The organism is uncultured Tissierella sp. (assembly GCF_902479755.1).
Taxonomy (GTDB): domain Bacteria; phylum Bacillota; class Clostridia; order Tissierellales; family Tissierellaceae; genus Tissierella; species Tissierella carlieri.
Map to the genome: position 1 here is coordinate 1 of NZ_CABSQO010000035.1, position 17,042 is coordinate 17,042.

Here is a 17,042-nt window from a genome sequence, read left to right on the forward strand (position 1 = left end):
ACATTGTACCATACAGAGGTTGGAGTCCTCAATTTTCATTTAAGTTTACAAAACGATAAACAATTAAAGGAGGCATCTTAATGATTAATTTTATTTGGGCAGGTTTGCTTATCATTGGATTTGTAGTTGGAGCTGCTACAGGCAATCTTGAGGCAGTTACAAATGCAGCAATTGATAATGCAAAGACAGGTGTAGATTTAGCTTTGGGACTTATTGGAATAATGACTCTATGGCTAGGACTTATGAAGATTGCTGAGGATTCAGGACTAGTTGAGAAACTTGCAAAATTACTAAGACCATTAATGATTAGATTATTCCCTGATGTTCCAGCAGAACATCCTGCAATGGGTGCAATGATAATGAATATTGCTGCAAATATGTTGGGATTAGGTAATGCTGCTACACCGTTGGGATTAAAAGCAATGCAGGAGCTGCAAAAATTAAGTGATGACAAAGAAACAGCAACTGATGCAATGGTTACATTCTTAGCCATCAATACTTCTTCAGTAACATTAGTTCCTGCATCTACTATTGCAATATTAGCAGCGGCAGGAGCCACAAATCCTACGGAGATAATAGGACCAACATTAGTAGCTACTACTGTATCAACAGTTGTTGCAATTATTGCGTCTAAGACATTTCAAAAACTACCTAAGTATCAGATGAAAAAGGCTAATAACTAATATAAGATAAGGGGGAAGATCAATGTTCGTAAAAGTAATGCAAGCAATATCAATCTATGCAATTCCTGTAATAATTGTTGGTTTTATAGTCTTTGGAATGGCTAAAAAAGTTAAAGTATATGAATCTTTTACAGAAGGAGCTAAGGAAGGTTTCACTACTGCTGTAAGAATAATTCCTTTCCTTGTAGCAATGTTAGTTGCCATAGGCGCTTTTAGAGCATCTGGTGCTATGGATTTATTAACCAAGGCTTTAAGTCCTATAACTAATTTAATTGGTATGCCGGGAGAAGTATTACCTATGGCATTTATGAGACCCTTATCTGGTGGTGGAGCCCAAGGTATAATGACAGATTTAGTAACAACTCATGGAACGGAGTCATTAATAGGACGTATGGCAGCAGTTATGATGGGGTCAACAGAAATTACATTCTATATACTAGCAGTATATTTCGGTTCCGTAGCTGTTAAAAAACAGAGACATGCACTTCCAGTTGGATTATTGGCTGACTTTGCAGGATTAGTTACAGCTGTTCTTGTAACAAGATTATTCTTTGGAATGTAATATAACCTATAGGGGGAGTCGTTATGATTAAACCAAAAGCATTAAAATTAGGAGATACAATAGGAATTATAGCACCAGCTAGCCCTACTACAGAAGAAAGAGTTAAAAAAGCTCATGATAAGCTGATTGAAATGGGGTTTGAGGTAAAAATTGGTAAAAGTCCTTATGAAAAGTATGGATATTTGTCAGGAACAGATGCTGTCAGGGCAGAAGATATAAATGAAATGTTTAAAGACAAAGAAGTAAATGGAATTATATGTATTAGAGGGGGATATGGAACACCTCGTATTCTTGATTTATTAGATTATGAAGCTATAAAAAATAATCCGAAGGTATTTGTAGGATATAGTGATATTACTGCACTACATATAGCTTTTACCCAGATAACTGACTTAGTTACTTATCATGGACCTATGGTAGCCTCAGATATGATAGGAGATTTCTCTGAGTTTTCTAGGGACAACCTTTTTAAGGCAATTATGCAAACTGAACCTATGGGGAAAATATCTAATCCTCCAGAAGAAGAAATAGTTACTATAAATGGAGGTATAGCTGAAGGTAATATAATAGGTGGGAATTTATCTTTAATAGTAGATACAATTGGTACACCTTATGAAATAGATGTAAAGGATAAAATCTTATTTATAGAAGAAATAGGAGAAGAGCCTTACAATATAGATAGGATGTTAAATCAATTAAGATTATCAGGAAAGCTACATGATGCTAGCGGTATTATACTGGGGGATTTTAACAATTGTGTGTCTGAAAAGCATGATGAAAATTTAACTTTAGAGCAAGTAATCGATGATTATATAAAACCAATAGGTAAGCCTACTATATATAATCTTCAAGCTGGACACTGTGAGCCAATGGTTACCCTTCCATTTGGTGTAAAAGCTAGGCTTGATGCAGACAAAAAAGAACTTATAATATTAGAAAATTGTACAGAGTAAAAAATAATATTGCTAAGCGGATTATCCGCTTAGCAATATTGCTTTTTAAAGTTTCATAAGGGAATATTGCAAATGGTGGGATAATAATTCTAATAAATATTGAGAATCTGAATATAAGCTTATATAATAGTGTTAATAGAAGCTAAGAAGGAATATTATAATAAAGGTAGCTAAAACCTTTACTTAGGAGGATAAAATAATGAATAAAAGATTCATTTGTTGTTTACTCGTGATATTAGTAGTATTGCCTTTTTTAAATCCATCTTTAGTATTAGCTTATGGGAAGAAAGAGGATTTGAAAATACATTTTGATTCCATAATCGTGGATAGTCACAATGATACTATGATGAAGGTTATTGATAATGAAACCTGGTTACCTAAAGTAAATATCGGTAAAGATACAAAAAATCATATAGATATACCAAAACTAAAAGCAGGGGGATTGAAAGTTCCATTTTTTGCAGCATATACTGCTGGATATTATGGTAATGACTCAAAAAGTATAAGCAGAACATTGGCATTGATTAATGCTTTATATTGGACTGAAGTAAACAATAGAGATACATTTAAAATTGTAAGAACTGTAGAAGAAATTGAAAAAATAGTTAAGGATGGGAAAGTTGCGGCAGTTCCTACTATCGAAGGCGGATATTCATTTAATGAGAGTAATGCCATAGAACTCGTTAATCAATATTATGATTTAGGAGTTAGAGTAGTAGGATTTAACTGGAATTATTCAAATTATTTAGGAGAAGGATGTAACAGGATATATGGTGATCCTAAAAAAACTCCATCCTCCGGTGGACTTACAAAATTAGGAGAGAAATTGGCTATTGAAATGAATAGACTTGGTATGCTAATAGATGTATCTCATATGGCTGAAAGTACTTTTTGGGATATTATAGCTATTTCAAAAGCACCCATAATAGCATCGCATTCAGGAGTTTACTCCTTGAGAAAGCATCCTAGGAATCTAACAGATGAACAATTAAAGGCATTGGGTAAAAATGGAGGAGTAATAGGCATAGTATTTTATCCAGATTTTTTGACAGATTCGAAGTCAGCATATATAAAGGATTATGTAGACCATATTGATTATGCAGTAAAACTAGCAGGGATTGATCATGTAGGGATAGGCTCTGATTTTGATGGGGGAAGATTACCTAATGATATCAAAGACTCTTCAGAATTGTATAAAGTTACTGAAGAATTAGTAAGAAGAGGATATTCGAAGGAAGATATAGGGAAACTCTTGGGAAAGAATACTTTGAGGGTTTTAAATGAGGTTCAAAGGATAGCTAAAGCCAATTCTAAGAATTCTAAAAGGAATCTATATATTACACCAGAACTCAAAATGGGGGAAATAGTAGTAAATTCTACACCTTTATTAGCTTCAAAGATAGAAATCTTAAGTGGGGCGAAAATTGATGAAACTAAGTCTAGAATAATAGTTGACGGTATTTCATATAAACCTATTTATAATGAAAAGACATCTAATTTGTCTCTAAAAATAAAAAAACCATTAAAAGAAAAATTTCATGTAGTTACTTTTGAAGTCTGGGATAATAAAGGAGATATTCAAAGAGAAACTAGAATCTTTTATATAAAATAATTGAAACAGCAAGGAAACCCTTGCTGTTTCAATTATTTCTGCATATTTTCCTTAAGATAAAGATAAAATTAGCCAATTTTTAAATATTCCAGAAAATGAAGTGGCAGTTATCATGATCACTATGGGTAAGATGGACAAAAAATAGTAGTAAAGTTAGAGGTTATAGAAAGCCAGCTGCTGAATTTGTAAAATTTTATTAAAAAATAACATTTAATTCGTTGATAATCAAAAAGAAAAATCTTCAAATCAGAACAATCAAAATGCCGAAAAGCTGCATAAACACTATATTTTTTTGATGGTCCTGCATTTCAACTTTGCACAGTATAGAAACAATCTTTCGGTACAATGTATTGTCGGGGGCGTCGGTCTTTATGATGATTACTTTCCAGCATCACCACCTTCAGACTAATGTTGCCATGATATAGGGACATATAAATAGGGAGGCAAAACAGTATTTTCATTTCCTTTTGCTGCATTTATTTGAATTTGGGTCAAAAACAAACTATGGCTTAAATCAGTATTTTTGATATTGGTATCTCTCATATCTGCCCCTAGGAAATTTGCACCCAGTAAATTAGCCTCTTCTAAGTTTGCAGCAATCAATAAGGACATACTAAAATCTTTACCAATAAGATTTTTCTGCTTGAAATTTCTACCCATGTAATTTGGGTTAGAATCTGATTTTCCATGATTAGAAAACTTATCTGCAATATTTAAACAGATTTTTCTCAAAACTAAACTTGATTTTTCCCGAAATGATTTTATATCCATATTTTGAATTATCTCCAAGGATTGACTGGTTAGTTCTTTCCCTTGGTTAAGTAGTAGGCTGATTTGTTCTTTCTCTGATTTTTCCAAACCCAATGTCGAAGCAATTGTTAAGTACCAAAGCACTTGATGTACCTGCATAACGGTTGAGAAGGAATCAAAAATAGTTTTAGCTTCCTTTGGTGAAAGGGCTTTCCAGTTTGGCGGTTCTGTTAAATGGCTGGTGATCTGTTGACCTGCTCCAAAACAATCATAGGCCATACATCCCTTTAACCTCTGCTTAGAAAGAGCTGAATGTATTTTGCATTTATAATCGTGCTGTAAATGATTACATGGTATGCCAGCGTTTTTGTTATCTGGGAAGCCGTCTATCTTTGAAAAGTAAAGAGCAACACAGCATAAACCGCAGCATTTACTACAGTCTATTGTATATGGTTTGAAGATAGATAAATCAATATCAGGTTCAAATAGCGTATTCATTTTATTCACTTCCTTCCTCACAGGTGTGCCACTTGTGACACCTTTGTGTTAATAGTATAATAATAAATGGTAAAATCGTCAATCTATCTACAATAAATGCTACATAAACCATAAAAATATGACGGGAGGAGAAACATGGAAAAAAAGAAAAATCCAATAAGTTACTAAAATAAATTTGTCCTCTTCCAGCTTCTTCAGCTTTTTTATAAGCTTCTATGAGAAGTTATGAGGACTTATGAGCCGCAAAATCAATAATAGATTGAAAATACTTCTTTCAACTTAAGTAAATCCTGCAAATGGTGTTTTATCTAAATAGTTGAAGTGCTATGGTTACTAATTATTTTCTTCATTGGTTCATTTATATTAAAATAATATTTAATATAAATGAACTTTTTTAATGGTACAATACTCTTATATAGAGATAGGGGTGAGGAAGTGGAGGAAAAACTACTAATCAAGCAAGCAAAAAATGGGGATAAAGAATCCTTGCTGCAACTAGTTATGGCTCAAAAAACAGATTACTATAAATTAGCCTATGTTTATATGAAGAATGAAGACGATGCTTTAGATGCAATGCAAGACATGATAGTCATACTATATGAAAATATACATAAACTCAAGAAAGATGACGCATTTTATAGTTGGAGTAAGACCATATTGGTTAACTCTTGTAAAAGTATATTGAAAAAGAAAAAGAAGCTTACTTCCTTAGAAGATATAAAGGAAGAAGGTATTTATGAAATCGATGAAAATCCAGAGGATAAGATAGTATTAGAAAAATACTTATCTAACCTAAGTCCTAATCATCAGGAAGTCATTAAATTAAGATATTTTCTAGACCTTGACTATGAAACCATAGGACAAATACTTAAAGTTCCTCTTGGCACAGTAAAGTCTAGAATAAGCATAGCTATGAGAAATTTAAGAGAATCCATGGAAAGGATGATATAAGTGGATAATATTGAAAGTCTATTAAATGAAGGAAAAAATAAATTAAATAAGTTAAAAATCCCAGAAAATGTGGAAGATAGATTGAGAGATGCCTTAGACAATATACCTAATAAAAAAAGAAAATTTCATATTAAATGGAAGGTTGCAGCATTGATTATTGCAATTCTCCTTATAGGATATAATGTAGATACTTTAGCTTATTATGCAAAGCAATTAATTGGATACGATAATGTAATGAATGGAACTTTACAAGAACTAAATGAGTTAGGGAAGGGGCAGATTATCAATAAATCCTGTACCTTTAAAGATGGAAGTAAGGTTACATTAGACGGTATAATGTTAGATGATAACAACTTAATTGTATTCTATACTATAAATGACCCTTCAGGGAATGTAGAAGAAATTTATCGGGATTTTGGATTTATGTATGTACAGGGGTTATTTGGAGTTACCTATAATAGAGGTGGTCATGGTCAAGTAAATGAAGATAAAACAGAGATGAAATGGATAATGACTTGCGATAAACCAATGTTTTATGAGAGAAAGATGAAATTAAAATTTCATTCAATTGATATGGAAGAAACGGGAATAATTGAATTCAAATTAGATAGAAATCAAGCCATGGGACATAGCTTGAAAATTGGAATTAATAAGGAGATTGAAGCAGATCAAAGAAAAATAAAAATTAAATCCTTAATAGCTTCTCCTACATCTACCGTTATAAAGGGACAAATTAAAAATATAATTGAACTGGGAATAGATAAAGTCAAGGGTGAACACTCTATGAGTAGTGATATAGAGTTGAGTATAATAGCCAATGGTAAAGACATTCAAAAGCAAGGTGCAAGTATGAGTGGAAGCACCAAAGGTAGTCGCTTTAATATGTCTTATGATGCATTACCTCATGACACAAAAGATATTCAAATAGTACTGAAGTCCTTTAGTGGTTATCATGATATTAAGGAAGTTATTGAACTACAGAAAGGGAAAATTAATAAGGATATGAAAATCCTAGAGCAAGATATAAGAATCAATGAAGTTTATGAATCAGAAGGAAATACCTATATAAATATCACAACAGATGAAGATTTAATATTAAGTACAGTGTTTTTAGATATAGATGGAGAGAAAGTCGAAGCGGAGCAAACTATTGAAGGAAATTTTGAAGATATAGTTGAAGGAGATACAGAAAAAATAAATCAGACTAGAACTATTGAATTTAAGGGAACAGGAGAAAATTTGAAACTAGATATTCAAAGGATTAGATATAATAGAACATACAATGAAACAATATATGAATACAGTATAGAGCAATGAGTTAGGGGCTTTCCCTAACTCATAAATATATAACCATTTCACCAGGCAATGATTTAATTTCTGAATATAATATATCTCTGTAATCCATACTTGATTTTTCATTTAAATTGCTAGAAATAGATGATTTTAAGTCCTTACCTATATTAATGAAATCTTGTATATCATCTTCTGTTAAAGTAGAAAAAACAGATTTCAATAAAATTTCCCCCTTAGATACGAAAAATAATTTATATCCATTGGTGATAGGCATCTTTAGTAGTATATCTTTTAAAAACATGGTTTTGTAACCATAGATTCCAGTTTTTAAATAGTTTAAACCATAGATCATATCCCTATAAACAGAAGCAGTTGCAAATTGAAGCTGAGCAGCTGCTTCTTTCATTTTTCCTTCTAATCTATTGATTAATAATATCATTTTTTTATCATCTGAGAAAATCTCTTGTAACGATTCTTTATTTTCTTCAAAGATACTTCTATCCATGGGAACTGGCATTAAATTATATTCAAAATCATAACCTTTATCAGCTTTGGCTATAGGATAAATATTTTTAAAGGAATTAATTAATTCAATTAATGAAAATTTTCTTCTAAAGGGACCATAGCAATTATCTTCTCTACTATTTACTATAGACAAAGGATTATAGATATTGAAATCTTCTACCTTTAGATAAACATATTTTTCATCATTTTTAAGCTGTGAATTAAACATAGGTTTTATTTCTTTAATTAAGTTGCATTCTAATAGTATTGCTTCTAAATGAGTATCTGTGACTATATATTCAATATCATCAATAAAAGATACCATTTTTTCTACTTTAGCCCATTTAGGATTATCTGCAAAATATGAACGCACTCTATTCCTAAGAGAAATGCTTTTGCCAACGTAAATAATCCTGCCATTGGAATCAAGCATTTTATAAATTCCAGATTGAGTCGGAATTGAATTTATTTTTTCTATTAAATGCTCTGGAATTTTACTCATAGATGTACCTTCTCTCCAATACCATATCTTTAGAATAATATTATACTAAAACCGATGGTGATTTAAAAGTAGCAAATCAAAGGGTATAAGTCTAAAACAGCCATAGAATTAGGAAAACTCTTAGTTTTGTTGTTATATAATTTGGGTATTCTCAATGTCCACAGTATAATAAAGATGGTAAGATAATATGTATTTGAACAGCTCACGGAGATTTCTATAAATAATTTATGAAAAAACTACAAATTTTGATAGGTTTTACTTCTTTGCTACGAAGTATTAAGTGAAAGGGTAATTACCTAGAATAATCTACATGTAGAAGGTTGTTAAAAAGAAGGTGACTATATTGAAAATAACTGAAGAAAATTTTATTGAACAGCTGATAAAAAGAAATGAGAAGGCTTTAGAGTATGTTGTTGACAATTATGCTTGGATTATTAAAACCGTTATAAAAAAGCATCTATATTGCATCCCCAACTTTTATGAGGAATGTATGAATGATTGCCTCTTGGCCATTTGGGACAATATAATCTACTATGATTCCAAAAGGAATAGTTTTAAAAATTGGATAGGAGGAATTGCAAAATATAAATCTATTGATTATGTTAGGAAGTATTTAAAGGATATAGAAAGTCAGAATATAGAAGATGTAGTTATTCATGCAGAAGATAATTCTCTAAAAGAGATTCTAGAAAATGAAATCAGAGAAGAAACTAAAAAGATGCTTTATACCCTATCTGTAGAGGATAGAGTGATTTTTAAGAAATTTTATTTTGAAGATAAGGATATGAATGAAATATCTAATGAAACAGGTCTAAGCAAATCAATATTATACAATAGGCTTTCTAGGGGAAAGAAGAAAATACGTAATGAGGCTCATATTGAAGGAGGCTGTAAGAATGAAGGATTCTAAGAATATTTATCAATTTTTGAATCAAGTCGATTTTAATATTGAAGATTATAATTGTGAAGAATTGAATAATATTGAGAAAAAAAGATTAAAAAAGACTTTTAAGAAGAACATAAGAAATAAAACTAGTCTTAAAGAGTTTGGAATAGCCGCCGCAATCCTAATATTAACCGTAGGAATCTTACTTCGAACACCTTTTGGAAGATATGTTTATGCTGCTGCAGAATCAAAAATTCAGGAAATATCCTACTCCATAGGTAGAATTTTTAATATTGAAAGAGATATTAAGCCCTATATAAATATGATAAATGAAATAAAGAAAGATAAAGGGATAGAAGTTAAGTTGAGTGAAGTAATTGTAGACAATGACAGACTAGTATTTAATACTATATTAAATACTACAGAACCGGTAGAAGGTGTGAGTTTTGAAAATGTGGATCTTTTTATAAATGGAAAAAAAATACCTAACAAATTAGGTATATCTCAAAAAACAGGTTTTGTAGACGATACAAAGACTTTATTTTATTCTTTATGCTCCTATGGAATCAATAGAATTGACCAGATGGAGGATATAGAAATAAAGCTAGTATTAAGAGATTTAAGGTATTATATAGGAGAGTTAAAAGATACGGAAGGCGTTAAAAGTGGTAAATGGGAATTTGAATTTACTGCTAATGGAAAAGAATTGGTATTAAAAACTAAATCTTTACCTATTGATTATACCTTTACTATAGACAATCAGGTATATAGCCTTGAAGAGTTAGAATACAATCCTTTAAGACAAACTATTAAAGGAAAACGTGAAGTCATTGGAGAATATGAATACCCTCTTCGTATTGAGTTGCAAGGATATGATAATTTAAATAATAGAATAATATTTTTTATAGATTCATCATCTCCTGAGGGGGTTGTATTTGAATATCAAAAAAACTACGGATTTTTAAGGGAGTGGTCTGATGAAATTACATCTATTACTTTAACTCCCTTTGCTATGGATTATCCTGAAGGTAAACAAATTGGAAAGGAGTTTACAATATTTTTAAATAAATAGTATGAACATGGAGAGGATATCCTCTCCATGTTCATACTATTTTAGAAAGAAAATAAAACTATTGTATTCAAAGTAATATTATGATAATGTGCATTTAAAAGATTCTAAAGAAGATAAAAATAGGTATTCAAAAATTGACAGAAAGTCAAGAGGAGTATTGAGATGGCTATAATAATTATAGATAATACAGAAATAGAAGTAACTAAAAAGGATGTAAAAAATATTAATTTATCAGTTCATTCCCCAAATGGTGAGGTGAGAGTTTCTGCACCGAAAAATATGAAAGATGATGATATTAGAATATTTCTCCTATCAAAAATGTCTTGGATAAAAGGGCAACGAGAAAAATTCAAAAACCAGGAGAAAATTCCAGAGTATGAGTATATATCCGGTGAAAGTCATTGTTATTTTGGTGAAAGATATTTACTAAATGTGGTACATCAAAGTAGTAATAAGTCTAGAGTAGAAATAATAAATAATAAATATATAGATTTATATGTGAATGAAGAAAGCAGTAAAGAAAAAAGAGAAAATATAATGAAAGAATGGTATAGAAAAGAACTAAAATCCATTATTCCATCTATGATAGATAAATGGGAAAAGATAATGGATTTAAGGGTGAAGGAATGGGGAGTTAAACAAATGAAAACTAGATGGGGTACTTGCAACCCCAAGGCTAAGAGGATTTGGTTAAATCTTGAACTAGCCAAAAAACCACTCCACTGTCTTGAATATATAATAGTACATGAGATGGTCCATCTTATAGAAAGAGGACATGGAGATAAATTTAAGGCCATTATGGATAAATACTATCCAGACTGGAGAAATGTAAGAAAAGAGTTAAATGGATTAGTGATTGATGGTATGTGATAAGTTCATATACCATATTTTTTAGTTTTAGAATCCATGAATATAGGTAGCTCTGGAGTGTAAAAGGTAAATAAAATAAAAAGACAACCTATTAATATAAAAATAATTAATCCAAGGCTATTTGTTGTTTTACTTATTCTTAGTTTCATTATCTTTAGGCTAATAAATTGGCAGATTATAGCACCAAGTACAAAAATGCCAATATCCATAAAAAGAATAGGATTCTTTGTTATCCAAGTATATAAATAAAATGCTATAACAATAAATACTTCCATTGAAATAATTCCTATAGCTTTTGCAATGAAATAATTATTAGCTTCATTTTTAATGAACCAATACTCTATAATAGAGAAAATTAAGAGAGAAAAATATCCTAATTTAAGATGTTCCCAAACACTTTCATTAACTGGACTGAAGACTCCTACTATAGGTGACTTTCCAGACCATTCGTAAGTAAAATGGAGAAGAGAACCTACTATAATTATCCAAAGAATTCCCCAAAGTTCCCACTTTTTAACCTTGGTATAATCATTAAACATATAAATCCGCCTCCTAATAGTATATTATTTCTATATTATGCCATAAAACAATATAAAGTATTAAGATAAGGTAATTTATTTCATATCATGAGAAAAGTAGAGATACAATTGATCTTTGTTGTACAAAAAATATAGTATAATGATAACATAAAGCAAAAATAGTTGTGGAACTTGAATTAATAGATTAATTTACGAGAGGTAATTTATAATGTCAAAAAGATACTATACATTAAATGAAGAATTAAGAAGAGAATTCGGTGGTAAGGTAATGAAACTATCATTAGATGGTGGATTTACTTGTCCTAATAGAGATGGAACCATCGGAAGTAAAGGTTGCATATTTTGCGGGGAGAAAGGTTCTGGGGAATTTGCAGGATCTAAGCTGGTTTCTATAGAGGAACAGATAGAAGAACAGAAAAAACTCTTATCTAAAAAATGGGATTCTAATAAATATATAGCATATTTCCAAAACTTTACTAATACCTATGGACCAATTAATAGAATTAGAACATTATATTATGAAGCTATAAATACCCAAGGAGTTGTTGGACTAGCCGTAGCTACAAGACCAGACTGTTTAGAAGAAGAAATTTTGAATTTACTGTCTGAAATAAATAAAAAGACTTACTTGTGGATAGAGTTAGGCTTGCAAACTATCCATGAGAAATCAGCTAAATTAATAAGACGGGGATATCCTCTTTCGATATATGAAGAAGCTATAGAAAAGCTAAAAAGAGAAAATATTAAAGTTGTTACCCATATAATACTAGGGATACCCGGTGAAAGTAAAGATGATATGCTTAATACAGTGAGATTTGTGGCTGATACTAAGACTTGGGGCATAAAGCTTCACTCACTTTATATACAAAGGGACACGGATTTATATGACTATTATATGAAAAACCCTTTTCCTATAATGAGCAGAGAAGAATATGTATCTTTAGTAGTAGATGCAATTGAGATGCTCCCTAGAGATATGGTAATCCACAGAATAACAGGAGATGGGAAAAGAGAATTGCTTCACGAGCCTAAATGGAGCCTAGATAAATTAAAGGTATTATCTATGATAGACAAGGAACTTAAAATACGAAATTTCTTAGAGACTTAAAATATAAAATTTTTAGAACTAGACACAGTAACCCTTAATCATATTTTTGCATAGTATATTAATGCATAGAATAAAGAAAGAAGGGTGGTAAGTATGAGTAATAATAGAACATGTCCGACAGGAAGTTTTTCCTATACAATTAAATCGGGCGACACGCTTTATAAGTTGGCAATAACACATAATACGACTGTAGAAGCAATAATGGCCATAAATCCAGGAATTAATCCAAATAACTTACAAATAGGTCAAAGAATTTGTATACCTGGAAGTACAACTCCTCCACCAACTAGATGTCCATCGGGAAGCTTTGCTTACACAATAAAGGCAGGAGACACATTATATAAATTAGCAATCACATATAAGACAACAGTAGAGGCAATAATGGCCATAAATCCAGGAATTAATCCAAATAATCTACAAATAGGTCAGGTAATTTGTATACCTGGAAGCACAACTACTCCCCCACCAACTAGATGTCCATCGGGAAGCTTTGCTTACACAATAAAGTCGGGGGATACGCTATATAAATTAGCAATCACACATAACACAACAGTAGAAGCAATAATGGCCATAAATCCAGGAATTAATCCAAATAATCTACAAATAGGTCAGGTAATTTGTATACCTGGAAGTACAACTACTCCCCCACCAACTAGATGTCCATCAGGAACATTTGCTTATACTATTAGGTCAGGAGATACATTATTTATGTTAGCTAGGAGATTTAATACAACAGTAGAAGCAATAATGGCAGTAAACCCAGGAATAGATCCAAATAATCTACAAATAGGTCAGGTAATTTGTATACCTGGAGCAACGCCTCCGCCACCAACTAGATGTCCGTCAGGAACATTTGCTTATACTATTAGGTCGGGAGATACATTATTTATGTTAGCAAATAGATTTAATACAACAGTAGAGGCAATAATGGCAGTAAACCCAGGAATAGATCCAAATAATTTACAAATAGGTCAGGTAATTTGTATACCACAAACTACACCACCGCCACCAACATGTCCACCGGGAAGCTTCGCTTATACAGTAAGAGCGGGAGATACTCTATTCGGGTTGGCAAATAGATTTAATACAACAGTTCAAGCAATATTAGCAATAAATCCAGGAATAGATCCAAATAATCTACAAATAGGTCAGGTGATTTGTATACCGCAAACTACACCACCGCCACCAACATGTCCACCGGGAAGCTTTGCTTATACAGTAAGAGCAGGAGATACCCTATTCGGGTTGGCAAATAGATTTAATACAACAGTTCAAGCAATATTAGCAATAAATCCAGGAATAGATCCAAATAATCTACAAATAGGTCAGGTGATTTGTATACCGCAAACTACACCACCGCCACCAACATGTCCACCGGGAAGCTTTGCTTATACAGTAAGAGCAGGAGATACCCTATTCGGGTTGGCAAATAGATTTAATACAACAGTTCAAGCAATATTAGCAATAAATCCAGGAATAGATCCAAATAATCTACAAATAGGTCAGGTGATTTGTATACCACAAACTACACCACCGCCACCAACATGTCCAGTGGGAACGTTCTCCTATACAATAAAAGCAGGAGATACGCTTCATATGCTAGCAATGACATTTAATACAACAGTAGAAGCAATACTAGCAGTAAATCCAGGGCTTAATCCAAATAATCTACAAGTAGGTCAAGTGATTTGTATACCAAGGGGTACACCGACACCACCATGTAATGGAGTATATTATGCAGTGAGATCAGGAGACACCTTATTTAGTATTGCAGCGATGTTTAATATACCTTTGGCAACTTTAATGGCAGCTAATCCAGGTGTTGATCCAAATAATCTTCAGGTAGGTCAATTGATTTGTATTCCCAAGGTAGAACCACCAACTCCTTGCCATTGTTCAGGTGGAACAGTATATGTAGTTAGAGAAAATGATAACTTGGGAACTATTTTATTAAGATTTAATGTATCAGTAATGGATTTAATGGCAGCTAATCCAAATGTGAACTTGGATAGACTTACTCCAGGTCAAGAAATTTGTATAATGCCTCATGTTGATATGGGATGCCCCTGTCCCACGGGTGCTAAAAAATATACTATAGCTCAAGGGGATATTCCATCAAGCGGAGCAGCAGTAGTAGCATTAGCTCAAAAATTTAATATATCCGTTTCGGCCCTAATGATGATGAATGCAAACTTAACTCCGTCAGATTTCGTAGTGGGTAAAGCAATTTGTGTTCCTAATATGTAATAAAAGGTCCCCATTTGGAGCGGTCAGATAGGGATTTATAATTCCTAAAAAATTCGGCATAGTCGTTGATATTCGGCTATGCCGTTTTTTCGTTTATTTTGGTAAGTCGATAGCGCCAATGCAGTTATAGAAAATTTGAATCCGCTGGGTTCTGCGGCCATCTATCTTTTCAGCCTTGAAGACTATAATTTTGTCAATGAACTCTCGGATAATCTCTGCATCCAATTCTGTAATTTCTGTGTACTTTTTTACTAGTGCCAAAAAGCGGTCGGTATTGAGGGACTGTTCATTTGCTGTATCAATGGTATGTTTTAATTCAGTTATCCTTTCTTCCAGTGCCTTCTGCTCGGCTTCATATTCAGCTGACATCTTGTAAAAACGCTCTTCAGGAATTTTGCCCATCACATTATCCTCATATAGCTTTCGAATGATTTTGTCTATGTCAGCAATACGAGCCTGTGCTTGTTCGTACTCCTTTTGACTTTGGCGGAGTTCTTTGGCAAGTTCCTTTTCTGAATTATTCATAACTATACGGATGAATTCCTGTTCATGGTCTTTGGCAAAGGAGGTTACACGCCTTAAGTCTTCTAACAAAAGCTGTTCCACTACAACATTGCGTATCTGATGTGAACTGCACATACCCTTTTTCTTGCGGTAAGTAGCACAAACGAAATATTCCTTATCGTGTGTCCATCCCTTGCCTCTAACCTGATACAGCTTTGCTCCACAGTCGGCACAAAACATCATGCCAGAAAGCATTCCCATTTCACCTAATCGCGATGGTCTTCGCTTGCCATCTCTGATTTTCTGCACTGTTTCCCAAGTCCCCTCATCAATAATTGCTTCATGGGTATTTTTGAAAATCAGCCAATCTTCTGGATTGTTCATTATCTTGACTTTGCTCTTATATGACTTTTTAGAAGTCTTGAAATTCACTGTGTGGCCTAGATATTCCATTTTAGCCAGAATATCTGCTACGGTACGAGCCGACCAAGCATATGGGTTTTCAGGTGGTCTTGCTGGAGTGTTAATACCCATTTTGCGAAGATGAACCGTAGGTGTATCAATGCATCGCTTTTCAAGTTGCATTGCTATCTGCGTGGGTCCAAAGCCAGCCATGCACAGTCGGAAAATATCTCTGACCACTTCGGCGGCTTTCTCATCTATTATCCAGTGCAGCTTATCTTCAGGGTCTTTAATATAACCGTAAGGTGGATTGGTGCAGAGTGGCTTGCCAGATTGTCCCTTGGATTTGAACACAACACGGATTTTCTTGCTAGTATCCTTAGCGTACCATTCATTAATAATGTTAAGAAACGGTGTAAAGTCACTGTCCGTTTGGTTTGCACTATCAATATCATTGTTAATAGCAATGAATCGTACATCTGCTTCAGGAAACATAATCTCTGTGTAATATCCTACTTTAAGGTAATCCCTGCCGAATCGGGACATATCCTTGATGATAATCGTTCCAATTCTACCGGACTCTACATCAGCAATCATGCGGTTAAAGTCTGGTCTATCAAAAGTTGTACCGCTGACCCCATCATCCACATAAAATTCGATGTTGCGAAAACCGTTGTCCTCAGCATACTTTTTTAGAATTGCCTTCTGGTATACTATACTATTACTGTCTCCTGCAAGCTCATCATCACGTGAAAGCCTGCAGTAAAGAGCAGTAATTTTCGCTTCTTCAAATGCTAATGTTGATTTACGTATAGTGCTAAATGTTGACTGTCTATTCATTTTTCTCCTCCATTTCCGACAGTCTTCAAGCGGTTTAGCACTATGTATATTACCGTACTACCTTGAAGAAGTCGAGTTGATTTCCGTGGGTTTATATGAACTATCAGATAACTTTGAAAGGCTTTTTGCGTTGACTGTAATCAGTCGTTTCAGCTTGGAATATGCACTTTCCTTTGCTGAATCACTTATTCGTGATTCCACCACATAGACCGTACCTCCGATATCGGATTTGGTTGTGTGGCTGTTACTTTGGTTTTCCATATCGT

16 protein-coding genes are annotated in these 17,042 nt (G+C 32.8%); 11 read left to right on the forward strand and 5 right to left on the reverse strand.

What is annotated here, in order from left to right; genetic code table 11:
• The first annotated feature begins 80 nt into the window (after positions 1–80).
• The 4 genes from RDK80_RS15695 (at position 81) to RDK80_RS15710 (ending at position 3,810) form a co-directional block, all read left to right on the forward strand.
• Complete coding sequence (locus tag RDK80_RS15695) at positions 81–683, forward strand: nucleoside recognition domain-containing protein (protein ID WP_094904096.1); 603 nt, start codon at positions 81–83, stop codon at positions 681–683.
• Between the two features lie 22 nt (positions 684–705).
• Positions 706–1,245, forward strand: coding sequence for a spore maturation protein (locus RDK80_RS15700; protein WP_308524834.1), 540 nt, complete (start codon positions 706–708; stop codon positions 1,243–1,245).
• A 23-nt stretch (positions 1,246–1,268) separates the two neighbouring features.
• Positions 1,269–2,198 (forward strand): LD-carboxypeptidase, encoded by a 930-nt coding sequence (locus RDK80_RS15705; protein WP_094904094.1) that lies wholly within the window; start codon positions 1,269–1,271, stop codon positions 2,196–2,198.
• 199 nt (positions 2,199–2,397) lie between these two features.
• Positions 2,398–3,810, forward strand: a complete 1,413-nt coding sequence (locus RDK80_RS15710) for a dipeptidase (RefSeq protein ID WP_094904093.1) — start codon at positions 2,398–2,400, stop codon at positions 3,808–3,810.
• A gap of 405 nt (positions 3,811–4,215) precedes the next feature.
• Here the strand turns inward: RDK80_RS15710 and RDK80_RS15715 are convergent, their stop codons facing one another.
• Positions 4,216–5,058, reverse strand: a complete 843-nt coding sequence (locus RDK80_RS15715) for a pentapeptide repeat-containing protein (RefSeq protein WP_094904092.1) — start codon at positions 5,056–5,058, stop codon at positions 4,216–4,218.
• A gap of 435 nt (positions 5,059–5,493) precedes the next feature.
• Here RDK80_RS15715 and RDK80_RS15720 point away from each other — a divergent pair, with 435 nt between their 5' ends.
• On the forward strand, positions 5,494–6,009 hold the full coding sequence (locus tag RDK80_RS15720) for an RNA polymerase sigma factor (protein ID WP_094904091.1): 516 nt from the start codon (positions 5,494–5,496) through the stop codon (positions 6,007–6,009).
• Positions 6,010–7,326 carry a DUF4179 domain-containing protein gene (locus RDK80_RS15725; RefSeq protein WP_308524835.1) on the forward strand — a complete coding sequence of 439 codons (1,317 nt, stop codon included), beginning with the start codon at positions 6,010–6,012 and terminating at the stop codon, positions 7,324–7,326.
• A gap of 19 nt (positions 7,327–7,345) precedes the next feature.
• On the opposite strand, the gene RDK80_RS15730 is transcribed toward RDK80_RS15725, so the two are convergent.
• Positions 7,346–8,308, reverse strand: a complete 963-nt coding sequence (locus tag RDK80_RS15730; protein ID WP_094904089.1) for a GIY-YIG nuclease family protein — start codon at positions 8,306–8,308, stop codon at positions 7,346–7,348.
• Between the two features lie 343 nt (positions 8,309–8,651).
• Here RDK80_RS15730 and RDK80_RS15735 point away from each other — a divergent pair, with 343 nt between their 5' ends.
• The 3 genes from RDK80_RS15735 (at position 8,652) to RDK80_RS15745 (ending at position 11,136) form a co-directional block, all read left to right on the forward strand.
• On the forward strand, positions 8,652–9,218 hold the full coding sequence (locus RDK80_RS15735; RefSeq protein WP_094904088.1) for a sigma-70 family RNA polymerase sigma factor: 567 nt from the start codon (positions 8,652–8,654) through the stop codon (positions 9,216–9,218).
• The gene (locus RDK80_RS15740) at positions 9,205–10,266 is read left to right on the forward strand and encodes a DUF4179 domain-containing protein (RefSeq protein ID WP_094904087.1); all 1,062 of its coding nucleotides are present in this window, start codon (positions 9,205–9,207) and stop codon (positions 10,264–10,266) included. The genes RDK80_RS15735 and RDK80_RS15740 overlap by 14 nt, the downstream gene beginning before the upstream one ends.
• 162 nt (positions 10,267–10,428) lie before the next feature.
• Entirely contained in the window at positions 10,429–11,136 is a 708-nt protein-coding gene (locus RDK80_RS15745) for a M48 family metallopeptidase (protein WP_094904086.1), read from the forward strand.
• Positions 11,137–11,141: 5 nt separating this feature from the next.
• Here the strand turns inward: RDK80_RS15745 and RDK80_RS15750 are convergent, their stop codons facing one another.
• On the reverse strand, positions 11,142–11,675 hold the full coding sequence (locus RDK80_RS15750; RefSeq protein ID WP_094904085.1) for a DUF6512 family protein: 534 nt from the start codon (positions 11,673–11,675) through the stop codon (positions 11,142–11,144).
• Between the two features lie 208 nt (positions 11,676–11,883).
• Here RDK80_RS15750 and RDK80_RS15755 point away from each other — a divergent pair, with 208 nt between their 5' ends.
• Entirely contained in the window at positions 11,884–12,783 is a 900-nt protein-coding gene (locus tag RDK80_RS15755; protein WP_094904084.1) for a TIGR01212 family radical SAM protein, read from the forward strand.
• 93 nt (positions 12,784–12,876) lie between these two features.
• Positions 12,877–15,030: a LysM peptidoglycan-binding domain-containing protein gene (locus RDK80_RS15760; protein WP_308524836.1), complete on the forward strand. Its 2,154-nt coding sequence runs from the start codon at positions 12,877–12,879 to the stop codon at positions 15,028–15,030.
• 93 nt (positions 15,031–15,123) lie between these two features.
• On the opposite strand, the gene RDK80_RS15765 is transcribed toward RDK80_RS15760, so the two are convergent.
• Both RDK80_RS15765 and RDK80_RS15770 read right to left on the reverse strand, forming a co-directional pair.
• The gene (locus RDK80_RS15765) at positions 15,124–16,776 is read right to left on the reverse strand and encodes a recombinase family protein (RefSeq protein WP_308524837.1); all 1,653 of its coding nucleotides are present in this window, start codon (positions 16,774–16,776) and stop codon (positions 15,124–15,126) included.
• Between the two features lie 57 nt (positions 16,777–16,833).
• Positions 16,834–17,037 (reverse strand): transposon-encoded TnpW family protein, encoded by a 204-nt coding sequence (locus RDK80_RS15770; RefSeq protein ID WP_308524838.1) that lies wholly within the window; start codon positions 17,035–17,037, stop codon positions 16,834–16,836.
• Positions 17,038–17,042 lie beyond the last annotated feature (5 nt).

Coding starts and splice junctions, on each gene's coding strand:
- RDK80_RS15695 (WP_094904096.1), top strand. CDS start 81: ATGATTAATTTTATTTGGGCAGGTTTGCTTATCATTGGATTTGTAGTT.
- RDK80_RS15700 (WP_308524834.1), top strand. CDS start 706: ATGTTCGTAAAAGTAATGCAAGCAATATCAATCTATGCAATTCCTGTA.
- RDK80_RS15705 (WP_094904094.1), top strand. CDS start 1,269: ATGATTAAACCAAAAGCATTAAAATTAGGAGATACAATAGGAATTATA.
- RDK80_RS15710 (WP_094904093.1), top strand. CDS start 2,398: ATGAATAAAAGATTCATTTGTTGTTTACTCGTGATATTAGTAGTATTG.
- RDK80_RS15715 (WP_094904092.1), bottom strand. CDS start 5,058: ATGAATACGCTATTTGAACCTGATATTGATTTATCTATCTTCAAACCA.
- RDK80_RS15730 (WP_094904089.1), bottom strand. CDS start 8,308: ATGAGTAAAATTCCAGAGCATTTAATAGAAAAAATAAATTCAATTCCG.
- RDK80_RS15740 (WP_094904087.1), top strand. CDS start 9,205: ATGAAGGATTCTAAGAATATTTATCAATTTTTGAATCAAGTCGATTTT.
- RDK80_RS15745 (WP_094904086.1), top strand. CDS start 10,429: ATGGCTATAATAATTATAGATAATACAGAAATAGAAGTAACTAAAAAG.
- RDK80_RS15750 (WP_094904085.1), bottom strand. CDS start 11,675: ATGTTTAATGATTATACCAAGGTTAAAAAGTGGGAACTTTGGGGAATT.
- RDK80_RS15755 (WP_094904084.1), top strand. CDS start 11,884: ATGTCAAAAAGATACTATACATTAAATGAAGAATTAAGAAGAGAATTC.
- RDK80_RS15760 (WP_308524836.1), top strand. CDS start 12,877: ATGAGTAATAATAGAACATGTCCGACAGGAAGTTTTTCCTATACAATT.
- RDK80_RS15765 (WP_308524837.1), bottom strand. CDS start 16,776: ATGAATAGACAGTCAACATTTAGCACTATACGTAAATCAACATTAGCA.
- RDK80_RS15770 (WP_308524838.1), bottom strand. CDS start 17,037: ATGGAAAACCAAAGTAACAGCCACACAACCAAATCCGATATCGGAGGT.